This window comes from Bradyrhizobium sp. WSM4874 (genome assembly GCF_055811835.1).
In genome coordinates this window covers 1-12,141 of record NZ_JBVVPR010000042.1, presented here as the reverse complement: position 1 = coordinate 12,141, position 12,141 = coordinate 1, and the positions used below count along the sequence as shown (strand labels likewise).

Genomic DNA, 12,141 nt, shown 5'->3' with positions numbered 1-12,141 from the left:
CCTGTGCGCCGTCCCCTGGCTCCGCGCCTGACAAGGGTGTCGAAGGTTGCCGCGCCGTAGTCGTGCGTGAGGGATTCCGCGACATGGACTCACTCCTATCCTGTTACAACACCAACGCCGATGTTGCCGCCGAGATTAAGCGGCGCGTTCGGGTCCAGCGACCAGTTTGCGTCAAGCAATGCGCGGGCCGCGGCTTCCTGAGACGTGGGAAGCACCACGGTCGCGACATTCGCCAGAGTTCCGATTCTTACGAGCTGCGCTCCTGGGATCGCTTGCACGAGGGCCTGAGCAATCGGGGAGACCGGACCTGCCGCCCCAGTGGGGTCACGTGGAGTGATCGTGAAGCTCTTGCTATCTGAGACATCAGCCATCCTACTGTCTCCCGACGGCCAGAAAACGGCCCGACCAAGGTGTTGCTCGGCCGGGACCGAAACGACCTAATGCATGAAGCTTTGTTGGCCAAAGCCCTGCGGCATCGGTTGTCCAATGCCTTGCTGGCCTTGGAAGCCTTGCATCGGTCCTTGAGAGCTTTGTGGCGCCCATTGGCCCTGACCGGCTTGGACCTGCGGCCCCTGAGTAGACGCGACCGCAAGAAGGGTACTCGCGATCATTGGTAAGTTTGGAACCACGTACTGCGTGACTGCTTTGCCAATCGTGTCGGCTGCGCTCTTGAAGAAGTTGGCGAAGTCGAATTGCGGCGCCAAAGCACCGCCCGGACCCGCAGATTGGGCGTGGACCTGTTGGGTATATTGCGCGAACTCGGGCGACGCGGCCAGACTCTTCAGGAGGCCACCAATCATCCCCGGCAGCTGTTGCGCGACTTGCTGACCAACTCCTTCAAGGATTTGCTTGCCCTCGTGGCCAAGGAAGCCGGTAATATCGCCCCATAAACTCTGAGTTGACAGTGCTCCTTGTCCCGGCTGAGCGCTATTCCAGCCGACCCCGAAATTTCCGACTGGTGTGCTGATGCCGAAATTGAATTGCGGGTTAAGGTTCGGCCCTGCGGAAGCAGGTGACGTCCCGGGCATGGAAGCCGTCGCGGGTTGGCGGCGGTTTAACTCATTAAGAACGGCTTGAACGATCTGGTTGACGGTCGTACCAGGCGGGACCATCACGTCCGCTGACTGCTGATAACCAGACATTTTTGTTCCTCCATACTTTGACTTTTGCAGCGCACTAGCGACGGAGGAGGTTCGTCCTGTCTGATTTGAGACGGCTGAACCTCCGTACAATAATATTCGTGTATGTTTTGATCGAATAGTGAAAACCAGCTATCACAACCTCACGTTCGCGTGGTGTCAGTTGTGCTGACGAAGTCAGCCGTTCTACCAGTTTCATTTTAGTGCCCCTGTTCTGGGGCTCATTGATGCGGTACACGAGCAAACAAGTTGGGATTTCTCCCACTGAATTCATAACAAATTCTCGACAAGGCGGATGCTGCTGGTCGGACACTTTAGCTCGCAATCAAAGTGCGTTGGATACCGGCCAAGCAACGCGATACTTTAACCCCGCAACATTGATACCGGCATTGTCCGGCTCGACCCGCTTTCTAATCACCGCATGTCGGCGATGCGATTACCCTCCAAGCAAGCAACCGTTCAGCCAATCACTTTGATGATGGATGTGAAGAAGCGCGCGTTCGATGGCGAATATTTCAAGCACATCGACGCACTGAACTACACGATCATTCAGCCGACGGCCAGCATGTCGAAAGCGTGGGCGATGCCGACGTGGTGCTGGTGGTGTGCGGGACACACCACCACCAACGTGGCGCGGCTTGACCACCAATCATGTGCTGCTGCCCTGGGCGTCCTTAGCGCAGATGTGTCGACATAATTCCCGAAAAGCGGCCGAACGAGCCGCCGGATCGATCCATGGGGTGCCGACAATTGCGGCCACACGCCAGATACTTCAACGCGCGCTCCCGTCGACCGAACTACCCTAGATACGACACATCCTTCGCCCTCGACGCTAGTTCGCCTTCAACCTTGTCTATTTCCGCTTGATTGCGTTCGATGAACGTTGCGAGCTCATCGCGAGACATCTCGGAAAGCGCCTTTTGTTGCGACGACGAGTCCTTGCGAGTGGGCGCAATATGCCCTGCCCGGTCTAGGACCTTGATTGAAAGGTCCGCCCGCACACGAGCACTAACACTGGCATCCTGCAGCAGTGACTTCGCCACCCTGTAAGCCAGTGGTGCCCCAACCACAGCGAGGTCGAGCTGGATTGATTCCGAAATCGCCGCCGCGACTGCCGGCAGGCGCATCGTCTTGTAAACGGACTTCGGATGATAGCCTGCGAGCTCTGCGGCCTCCTCGGGTCGCTTACCTTCGTTCACGATAAGGCGCACCAAAGTGCGTTGCTGTTCACTGAGGTCGTAAGCTGCGATCGATGGCATGCAAGCTCCTTAGTTCTCGCGCGACGCGTTCGCGGCCGCGATGAGGCGGCGCAAGTCAATATTGTACTGTGCCAAGTTCGGATTTTTCACTGGTCTCTCGAGCAAGTAGGCTGCAACGTTCGGATCGAACCACGTCATGTGCACGATTTCATCCGCATTCTGCTTGCTAGACGGAAGCATCTCGAGCAGAAGTTTGAAGCGCTTTATCAAGCCGCCGCCCGCGAGATCGCCTTTGAAATGCCGCACAGCCAACTGAGCCCAACCGGGGATGTTGAGCTTCTCGGCGGTATCCGAGCCAACGGTCGCCCTCTTCTCCGCCTCCTTGAAGTACGACAGGATTTTGTGCGCCTGCCGGAGATTGTTCATCTCTTGTGGCGAGAACGTCTTTGCGAGCAGCGCTTCATTATCTTTGAACTCTCGCGCCAACCTGGCAAATTGAACTTCGAGCGTCTCGCCCACCTGCCGAGTGCCCTGGACCTTGTCGGCGAGGACCTCGGATACAGCAGCCTTCCAACCGCGCACCGCTTGGGGGTCGTTCTTGATAAGCGCGTTGATCTCGTCAAGCTTGGTCCCGGCGTCGTACTTGCCGCCGAGGAGCTTCTGCGCGACGTCGCGAGGATCCTCGCGAAACAAGGTGCCGACAGCGGAGCGATCGATTTCAGCTTCTGTCACGTCGCGGGCGGCGCGAGCAGCATCAAGATCCGATCGCGCCTGCGCGGACATCTGTTCCCCACGACGTGCGGCGGCGGCGATCTCGTCGAACTCGCCCCGTACCGCCGGAAATTGCGCCAACACGTCCGCATTGTTTCGCGCCCAAGCGTTCGCGCGCATCGAGTTGACCGTGCCGTCATTGTTGAGGGCCGACTTGGCCAAGTCCGCACGAAGATAATCGCGAAGCGCCGCGTATCCGGCCGGAGCCGCCGGTGACCCATCGAGCGTGCGGGTCAGGCTGGCTGCTTTCTCCGGCGCCGCCAAAAACCGATCTGCCGTAGCGCTCGGAGGCGTTGAGCCCCTGTTGAGCTCACCATCAGCGTTCTGCCCGCCACGATCGAGCTCGCGCGTGAACCGTGCTGTTTCATCGTTTCGCTCCGGGCGGAAGCGCTCAGCGAAGCGCTGATAGTTAGCATTGGCTTCTGAATACCCTGGCGCGTCCTCGATTGTCCGGTTCACCGCGCGCCTTAGAACGGAAAGATTGTCGGCCAAGTCGAAATTGCCAGATGATTGCGCGCGCTCGATAGCCGGGCCGATGAACTTACGCAGATCGGCCAGATCGCCGCCAAATGCGGTGCCCGGCCCGCCGACGTTGACCATCTGCCCGCTTTCCGGCGGATGCTCAACGATCTGTGGACGAAGGGCATTCAGCCGCCGCATGAAGTCCTCTGGCAGCACGCCTGGGGCCAGCCCGCTTGCCTGACGGCGGACGCGATCGATTGCGCCAAATATCTCGTCTGCGGGGAGCTCCTCATGCCGCCCGGCCGCTGTATCGAACAGCCGGTTCTTCTCGGCTCGAGCCGGGATGTAGGTTCGGTCTACCAGGGCTTCATCCAGTCGTCGCGAAGCATTTGCCTTGGCTTCGCTGTTCGCGAGCGCGCTGAGCGGTTCCCCTTGGTCTGCCCGGATTTGATCAACAGTTCGGGTCGCATCCTCCCGTTGGAGGATGTCGCTCTCCGCGGCGCCCATTCGCTCCTCACGCGCCTGCGCAGCGCGGCGCATCACGGCACCCAGGTCAGCCTCCGGGTCCCGCACAGCTTCGACGCGCTCTGCGGCTGCGGCTTTGACATTCTGGTCGCGCTTGACGAAGTCAGGTGAAGACTTGAGGCGCGCGCCCTGCTCCGCGGCGATAAGACCAGGATCGCGTGAAAGGAGGCCTGAAGTCGGCATGGCCGAGCCTTGCAACGGCTCGACTCCTGCCTCAGTCGGCTTCGACAACGCTGCCGCATTCTCGCGTATGTCCTGCGCCAGCGCACGGGGCGAGCCAGACGCGGTGCCTTGGATCTTGGCGGCTGCGCGGTCAACGTCAGCGCTGCTGTACGGCGCCTTGGTGTTCGGATTGAGCGGGATCGGCGCAGAGGCGGAGCCAAAGGACTTTGTCGCGATGTTTCGAATTAGGCCCGCAAGTCCCTCCGCTGTGCCTTGGAGGCTGTTCGCGCCGACGGCTCCAACGACAGGCGCAAGCGCGTTAGCAATCGCCTTTGGCCATGTGTCCCCGACGACGGCGTGCTCGGGGACGTAGTTGTCCGCCCCGTTCACCGCTACGCCGGAGCCCATGCCGCCGATCGTATCCCCAACCAGTGTCCGCGCCGGCGCGTCCGTGTATGGCCTGGCCATGTGATCGAGCACACGCCCGATGGGCGTCTCCGAGCGCGTTGTCGCAGCGGCGACGCTCGGCGCTCGAGCCGCCAGCATGGCGCCAGTGCCGACGGCTTGGGTGCCGAAACGGCTGACGTCATAGGCGAGCTTCTCGCTCGAGGACATCGTCGCGGGATCGATGCCCGGGAGGACCGAGGTGGCCTTCTCGACCAGCTTGGACGCCGGGATCGCTTGCGGGATGTTCGTGCCGGCCAGCTTGTTGATGCCGCCGGTGATGAGGTTCTGCGCGCCGGCCGCGAGGTCGAACGGGCCGGTGACGATGTCGGTGAGCCCCTTGCCGACGCCCTGGGCGCCAACCGTGAAGTCGCGCACGGCGCCCCCGACGCTGCTCGGGAGCAGCGACGCGGGGCGGTCGATGGGCTTCGGCTGTTGCGGCACGTCGGCAGGCGCCACGTAGATGCGCCCGCTCGGCGTCGTCACCGGAACGGCCATCTGCGGCGCGGCGGGCGCGGCCTGGGCCGGTACGCTCGCGAGCGCGCGCTGAATGTCCGCCGGCGTGAAGTCGTCGGGGAATTCGTGCTGCTGACCTTCGAAATCGATGATCTGCGGCACCGTCAGTGGGCCTTGATGATGTAATTGAGAACCAACGTTGGCTGAACGTTTGAGTGCGCGCCACCGCCGGTGTTGTTCGAAGTGACATTGACGCTGCCGGCTGCGATGCTTCCGCTTAAGGTCATTCTCCCAAATTGCCCGCCGGGCGCCCCTGGAACAGTGAGCTGGCTGCCGCCGGGCGAAGCCGAACCGGCCGAGTTCGTTGTCGTCCAAGCCGTATAATTATCGGTTGTGCCCGTGAGGGTAGTCGTGCCCGTGCTCGTCGCCGTGATGCCTATCGGTAGCTGCGCAAGAGACAGCGTTTGAGATTGAGCGCCCCCCGCGTCGCCCAACCCATCGATGCCTGCGATAGCATCCGTGAGGCGGCCTGCGCCTCCGTCGACGCCGGCGGGCACGCGGCCTCGCATGTCAGGCACATTGAAGTGAGTACCGTCGGCCGATCCAAACACCGTTCCGATCGCACTGAACAGCGTTGGGTAATCAGTGCGAAGCACCGACTGACCGGTGCAAAACAGCCACCCAGACGGTGCAGAAGCGCCGGCGTATGGGAGGACCATGCCGGCCGGAAGCATAAGATTGGCCAGGGGGGTGAGGATTCCCAAAATGTCGAGCTTCTGGTACGTCACGTTGGCATCGGCCAATTTGTTCGTCGTGACCGAACCAGTCGCGAGCTTGGAATTCGCCACGACGCCGTCGGCAAGCTTGTTCGCGGCCACCGCGCCGTCGGCCAGTTTGATGAATGTGATGGAGCCGTCCGGTATCGCAGCGGCCGCGGTGAAGTCGGCGATCTCATCCCATTTGTCGGCTTCGAACGACGCACCAGACGTGTGCGTGACGTTCGCGATGTAGAAAATCGAGTTGTAGAAGACCGTGCTGATGCTGGCGTCGTAGAGGACGCCGCTTGCCCATTGCGCCGGGGCCGCGAAACCGAGTGTGACGCTGCTGTCGAACTGCGCTTTGCCGACGCTTCCCCGCTTCAAAGCGCCATCGTCATCCTGGATTTTGGCCAGGTTCTGTTGGGTGTCGTCGACAGCGATCTTGACGGCATTGAACTCGGCGTCGAGAGCGGTGCCGGGTTGCTGCTTTGATGGATTTTCAGCGCTGAAAAGCGCAAACGAATTCTGTCGGTTGTAGGGGGTTGAGGACATCTGCCGCCGGCGGGGTGAGAGGAAGAGCGCGGGATTGCGCGGTGGGTGCCGTCGGCGAAGCGGCTTAGACGTCCGTGAGATCAATTATGACTCTGGAGTGGTTAGCGGAACATTAGGGACACTTCAGGCTCCGTTTTGCTCCTCCACGAGCTGCGGAAGCGGAATTGTTGTTCGACTTCGCACAATCTCCAAGAGCTCTCTCGAGCCCAGTGAGGTTAAATGGCCCTTAGCGGACTTGGCCCAATCCGCCTCCAAAGGTCGGCCTTTGGACCCAAGGCGGACCTCACAGCTCTGAGCAGGCTGATGGAACATCGACCTAGGCAATTGTCCGGCTTTCAGAGCGGCTGATAGCGAGCTCCTTCCCGCGATAGGAGGGGTTGGCGCTTCTCAATCTTCACACTTTATGATTGCAATTCGCCCGTACGGAAGCAATGATCGAATGCCTGACCATGGCTATCTCGCAAGGGAGAGCGGCATGCAGCGCTTACTAGCCGTTATCAGCGACCTTCACATCAGTGACGGAGATCTCGATGACTTCGATGACGAGCTGGAGGCGCATCTGGCGGGTTTCTTGACCGATCTCAAGCAACGGTCCGAACACGTCGAGCTGGTCATAAATGGCGACTTTCTGGACTTTGTGCAGGCATCTCCTTGGACGGGATCGTCACTCGAATCCGAGACGCAAGACGGCATCCCTTTATGCTTCACCGAGCAGCAATCGCTGAACAAGCTTGCCAATATTCAGACGCGACATCGCGGGACATTTGTTGCACTGAAGGACTTTCTCGCGGACGGACGCAATCACCTAGTAATCATGCCGGGCAACCACGATCCGGACTTCTTCTGGCCGCGGGTCCGAGAACGCTTCGCGGAGTTTGTTGGCGTCGATCGAGGCTCCAAGAAGCTCACGTTCTGCCTTGAAAGCCACTATCACCCAAACGGAATGAATTGGCTGCACATCGAACATGGTCATCGATACGACAAGGTCAATTCTTTCCATGTGAACGGGCACGATCGCTGGAGCGCGAACGAGCCGCCCATTCTGAAGGGGAAGGACGGGAATGATCGTTTGTACGAGTGCGTCGGCACGCGCTTTCTGATCAAATATCTCAATGGGCTAGACGCGCGTTACCCCTACGTCGACAACGTCAAGCCGTTCTCCCGTTTCTTTCATATCTTCGGCGCATCTGCGCTGACACCCGGCTGGGCCCCGCTCGACGCGTCGGTCAGCGTGGCAAAAATGCTCGCGTACGCGATCAAGATCGCGGCGACGCGTAAGGAAGATCTCCTGACGATAGAGGCACCCATCGGCTCCGACAGGCTACAACTGTTGGCCAAATGGGTGGACGAAGCTACCGCCCCCGAGCTCGAAGTCCTGACGCGCGCCTTGCGTGGAAGCGGCTTCGAGCTTCCGATGAAGCTCGTCACGTTCGTAGCCACACCCGAAAATCTTGAGCTGCTCGCCGAATATCTCACCGAGCACCCCGAACTCGTATCCAGTCTCGGCGAGAAGTCCGCGGCGCTGCTCGGCGCTCAGGAAGGCACGCTGAGCCTGAAGGAGGCGTACAAGGTCAACGAAACCGAAGATCTCTACGTCGGCGCCACAGAGGCGGCCATTGGTGGAGTCAATACGGTGATCATGGGCCATACTCACGAACCGCACGACCGGAAGGTGCCTGGTCTTACCTACTTTAACACCGGATCTTGGACGCGCTACTACCGCTTCGCGCCCGAAGAAAAAACTCGGCCATGGCACATTCTGAAGACCGGCTCTTACGAAAACTTCCCCTACTCTCTTCGCTACGTACAGGTCAAACCGGGCGAAGAGCATGCGACCATGGAGGTCTGGCGCGAGAGGATGGTAACGTGAGGACGGTCCACGTCGAAATCCACGAGCATGGGCCCACTCGGTTCAGGGTACAGTGGAACGAGTGGCAACCGTACACGATCAACAGGCAAGCGGTTTTGGATTATGCCGCCGACATCCGCAAAGTACTTCTCGAGCTCGTGAACCATTGCTTAAAGGACAAGGCCGAAACTGCCGCGCCAATTCTCAAGCAGCTGGCGCGCAAGGGAAACGCGCTTTACAAAACGCTGTTCCTGAGGATGGAAGGCGACGAAGACGCCGCAGGCGTCAAAAAATACTACGCTTCGCTCGGCGAGCCCTTCCGCATCGAATTCAGAGTAGCCGATAGCGTATTGGTACCTTGGGGCCTCATGTACTCCGGAGACCCGGAACTCTTGCCGGATGACTGGCGGGGGATTGAGCAAACAGCATGGTGGCACACCTATCATCAATTCTGGTGCTTCGCCCACGATACGACCGTGCGCTACATCGGAATCAAACCTAGCCAGGTCGGCGATGCATCGTCGCTCGGCATGCTTCGAGTCGCTCATCCATCTGTCTTCGGCAAAGCGAAGGACACCATCTCGTCGGAGGTCGAGAAAAGCTTCTCCGCTTGGTTGGACGAGCGCTACGGTATGCCTATCAACACCGAACAGGCATTGAAGGATTCATGGCAAGAACGCGCGTCGCAAATCGGCCTTCTGTACTTCTACTGTCATGCAACTCCGAATCAGCTCGCTATTGGAACCGACGACACTATCAACGCCAGCGGGCTTTTTCTGATTTTGGCAGATACCAAACGAGACAACGAGACGGGCTGCCTCGTTTTCATCAACGGGTGCCGTACGGCTGCAGCCGACCCTGGAGGAACATTCCTGCTGCCGGCAAGCGTGACCGGGCATGTTGGATTTGTGGGCACCGAGACGGATGTTCCGGACGTCTTTGCGTTGCGTTTCAGCACCTCGCTGCTCCACTTGCTATTCAAGGACGGTAAAACGCTCGGAGAGGCGATGAGCCGCCTCTATCGCGATCATTTCCCTCTAAGTCTTGTCTACGGGATCTACGCGCACCCGAATTTTCGGATGTGCCAGGATGGAGCACCAAGCCTCTCAAAGCAAACGAACTTCTCTGACGACGTAGTCGGAAGCGGACGGCTGGAGATACCCCATGGCCAGTGAGAGCCAGCAGCCTTACAAGGGCCTCGCCTCATATACAGAGGACGACGCTCATCTCTTCGCGGGCCGCGATGTCGACATCAGACGATGCGCGACGTTCCTTGCGGACTCTAATACTCGGATTCTCGCTCTTCACGGTCTTACCGGCTGCGGAAAGTCCTCGTTTTTGCGAGCGGGCATCATTCCCTATTTGGAAGATGGGGATACGGGGATCGCATTCGCCCGCAGAGGCAAGACTCGAGACGTTTTCATCAGTTCGACGGCAGATCCTTTAGCTAAGCTAGCTAACGCGGTATTCGAATTCACTTCGAACCCGTTAACTATCCAAACGCCGACCGGAGAACGAAAGCTAAACTTGCGAGCCGCCCTACCGGACCCGGCCGCAGTCAAAGCGGCTGCGTTCGTCCGGTCGGCCGGCCGGGATCCTTCCGTGTTGCTCGGCGTGCTCGAACGGTTAAGCCTCATCGTCCCGCACACGCTGGTCTTGATCATCGATCAAGGAGAAGAGGTCCTAACCTTGGCCAATCCCGCCTTTGAATCCAAGGCTCGCGACGCGTTCTTTGATTTCCTTTCCGCGTTCTCGATCGCTAGGTTTGCGATGAAGATCGTGGTCTCTCTCCGCACAGAGTATCTTGGCAGATTCGCCTCGCATCTACGAATGGGCTTCCGTGGCACGGGATTGACTGACTACTACCTCGGCGAATTGACGAAGTCGCAAATCAAAGAAGCGTTGCAGCGACCTGCACAGCGGTTCGGCTTCACGATCGACGAGGACGTAATAGAAAGCGCGATCGAACAACTCGATAAAGTACCGCTTGGTCGGCTCGGTGCTCTGCAGATTGCGTTCAGCGAGCTCTACTCATTGATGCGATCGCGGCAAGCAAACGAAATCACACTCGCCGATCTGGCCGAACTCGGGAACGTCGAAGGAACGATCGAACGTTTTGTGCACAAGGCATTACATGACCGCGGCACCGCACTTCGACTCCCTCCTCTCAAAGCTGAGCAGGAGGTGACTTTCTGGAAGGAGGCGCTATGCGACTTACTCCGACTTCAGCCTGATGGCACGGTAACGACCGATATCAAGAGCGAAGCCGACTTGGAGGAGAGGCTTGCCGGGACACAACTGGGCTTCGGAGAGACGACGGGAATACTCCTGACGGCGGGTCTCCTGAAGCCGATCAAGGTCGTTGATGGGGAAGGCGGCGTGGTACCTTGTTTTGCAATTGGCCACGACACGGTCGGCCTCGTACTTTGGAACTGGAAGCTTCGCCGCGAACAGCGGTCTAGCCTCTCGGCTCAGGCTCAGGTGGTATCTTCCCGCGAGGAGCCCGATGAAGCTCCGAATTCTCCGGGGCGCGAAATAGCCCTTTGTCTCTCGGGCGGCGGCTATCGCGCCATGCTCTTCGATCTCGGTGCAGTATGGCGCCTTAACGACCTCGGCTATTTAGCTCGACTAGGACGAGTTTCGGGCGTGGCTGGCGGATCGGTCGTTGCCGGCGTGCTCGGTATGCATTGGAACGAACTCTCCTTCGTTGGCGGCGTCGCCGTAAACTTCTCAGACGTAATCGCCAAGCCGCTGCTTGAATTCGCCGACCAGAGTATTGACGTAACGTCGAGTTTGCTCGGCCTTTTGCCGGGACGCAATCCTGCCGACGTGATGGCCGGAAAGCTGGCGAGCTTTCTGTTTGGTGAAAAGACTTTGCAAGACTTGCCGGACCAACCTGTTTTCGTGTTCAGCTCCACTAATCTACAGCGTGTCTCGCTCTTCCGATTCTCCAAGTCCTATATCGGCGACGCCGTAACGGGCATCATTCGTGACTACCCAGAGCTTATCGCGATCGCGGTAGCAGCATCGAACGCCCTACCGCCAACCCTTTCCCCCCTTGTCTTGCACTTGGGCACGGCGAAGTGGGAGCCGCCTAACAGCGCGGAATTCCGGTTTCGTGAGAAGGTCTATTTGGCGACAGGAAGCCTGATCGACAACTTGGGGCTAGAGGCAGCGTGGAGGCGGCATAAGACGATCTTCGTTTGCGACGGCGGCGTAGACTCGCCGGACAACCCCGAACCCAAGGGTGGGATCGCTGGATTTGTCGAGCAAGCCGTTCGCACCGTCGAGGTCCTGGATCATCAGCTTCGCCTTCTACGTCGTCGACAGGTTATAGAAGCGCTCGAAACCAACAACAAGAGAGGTGCATATTGGTCGATCCGAAATTTCGAGAAGTACGGATCAAAGATAAGTCCAACGCGGGCATCGGAGCTTGCCGCGCTCGCGACGCGATTTGCGCCTTTGAACGAGGCGGATAAAAAGGACCTCGTCAACTTTGGATACGACGTGTGCGAGGGGGCCATAGCGGCCCAATTCGAAAACGAGCCGCGAACCGAACCCCTGCGATTTCCGTTTCCGTGAAACTCGGCGATCGCAGCGAAAGCGCGCTAAGTAGATTATAGATTATCAGGTGCGCATCAGCGGTCGACTACGCTCAAGCCTAAGTAGCGGCGCACGCGCCACAATAAACGCGCAGAGAATCCTTGGACTTCTCGAATTTACGAAATTAGCGGAGCGGCTTTGCCGCCTTTGGACTGCGAGCAGGGCGCCGAGGTCATTCGAATTCGTCGAGGTGCGGAGGGCGATTGAGCTGCGCATAGCGT

General features: G+C 59.1%; 9 protein-coding genes. 4 read left to right on the top strand and 5 right to left on the bottom strand.

What is annotated here, in order from left to right; genetic code table 11:
• Window positions 1-95: 95 nt before the first annotated feature.
• Window positions 96-371, bottom strand: a complete 276-nt coding sequence (locus tag AC0L3P_RS31240) for a hypothetical protein (RefSeq protein WP_473307912.1) — start codon at window positions 369-371, stop codon at window positions 96-98.
• Between the two features lie 66 nt (window positions 372-437).
• A complete protein-coding gene (locus tag AC0L3P_RS31235; protein ID WP_354129564.1) occupies window positions 438-1,142 on the bottom strand; it encodes a hypothetical protein in 705 nt (234 codons plus the stop codon).
• Between the two features lie 472 nt (window positions 1,143-1,614).
• Here AC0L3P_RS31235 and AC0L3P_RS31230 point away from each other — a divergent pair, with 472 nt between their 5' ends.
• The gene (locus AC0L3P_RS31230) at window positions 1,615-1,836 is read left to right on the top strand and encodes a hypothetical protein (RefSeq protein WP_473307910.1); all 222 of its coding nucleotides are present in this window, start codon (window positions 1,615-1,617) and stop codon (window positions 1,834-1,836) included.
• Window positions 1,837-1,936: 100 nt separating this feature from the next.
• On the opposite strand, the gene AC0L3P_RS31225 is transcribed toward AC0L3P_RS31230, so the two are convergent.
• The 3 genes from AC0L3P_RS31225 to AC0L3P_RS31215 are packed head-to-tail and all read right to left on the bottom strand — an operon-like array spanning window position 1,937 to window position 6,468.
• Window positions 1,937-2,398, bottom strand: coding sequence for a hypothetical protein (locus AC0L3P_RS31225; protein WP_354129566.1), 462 nt, complete (start codon window positions 2,396-2,398; stop codon window positions 1,937-1,939).
• 9 nt (window positions 2,399-2,407) lie between these two features.
• The gene (locus AC0L3P_RS31220) at window positions 2,408-5,320 is read right to left on the bottom strand and encodes a hypothetical protein (RefSeq protein ID WP_473307908.1); all 2,913 of its coding nucleotides are present in this window, start codon (window positions 5,318-5,320) and stop codon (window positions 2,408-2,410) included.
• A gap of 2 nt (window positions 5,321-5,322) precedes the next feature.
• Entirely contained in the window at window positions 5,323-6,468 is a 1,146-nt protein-coding gene (locus AC0L3P_RS31215; protein WP_473307906.1) for a phage tail protein, read from the bottom strand.
• A 475-nt stretch (window positions 6,469-6,943) separates the two neighbouring features.
• On the opposite strand from AC0L3P_RS31215, the gene AC0L3P_RS31210 reads away from it, so the two are divergent.
• The 3 genes from AC0L3P_RS31210 (at window position 6,944) to AC0L3P_RS31200 (ending at window position 11,899) form a co-directional block, all read left to right on the top strand.
• A complete protein-coding gene (locus AC0L3P_RS31210) occupies window positions 6,944-8,338 on the top strand; it encodes a metallophosphoesterase family protein (protein WP_354129570.1) in 1,395 nt (464 codons plus the stop codon).
• Window positions 8,339-8,433: 95 nt separating this feature from the next.
• Window positions 8,434-9,492: a hypothetical protein gene (locus AC0L3P_RS31205; protein WP_354124931.1), complete on the top strand. Its 1,059-nt coding sequence runs from the start codon at window positions 8,434-8,436 to the stop codon at window positions 9,490-9,492.
• Window positions 9,482-11,899 carry a patatin-like phospholipase family protein gene (locus tag AC0L3P_RS31200; RefSeq protein WP_354129571.1) on the top strand — a complete coding sequence of 806 codons (2,418 nt, stop codon included), beginning with the start codon at window positions 9,482-9,484 and terminating at the stop codon, window positions 11,897-11,899. The genes AC0L3P_RS31205 and AC0L3P_RS31200 overlap by 11 nt, the downstream gene beginning before the upstream one ends.
• The last annotated feature ends 242 nt before the right edge of the window (window positions 11,900-12,141 follow it).

Coding starts and splice junctions, on each gene's coding strand:
- AC0L3P_RS31240 (WP_473307912.1), bottom strand. CDS start 371: ATGGCTGATGTCTCAGATAGCAAGAGCTTCACGATCACTCCACGTGAC.
- AC0L3P_RS31235 (WP_354129564.1), bottom strand. CDS start 1,142: ATGTCTGGTTATCAGCAGTCAGCGGACGTGATGGTCCCGCCTGGTACG.
- AC0L3P_RS31230 (WP_473307910.1), top strand. CDS start 1,615: ATGATGGATGTGAAGAAGCGCGCGTTCGATGGCGAATATTTCAAGCAC.
- AC0L3P_RS31225 (WP_354129566.1), bottom strand. CDS start 2,398: ATGCCATCGATCGCAGCTTACGACCTCAGTGAACAGCAACGCACTTTG.
- AC0L3P_RS31215 (WP_473307906.1), bottom strand. CDS start 6,468: ATGTCCTCAACCCCCTACAACCGACAGAATTCGTTTGCGCTTTTCAGC.
- AC0L3P_RS31210 (WP_354129570.1), top strand. CDS start 6,944: ATGCAGCGCTTACTAGCCGTTATCAGCGACCTTCACATCAGTGACGGA.
- AC0L3P_RS31200 (WP_354129571.1), top strand. CDS start 9,482: ATGGCCAGTGAGAGCCAGCAGCCTTACAAGGGCCTCGCCTCATATACA.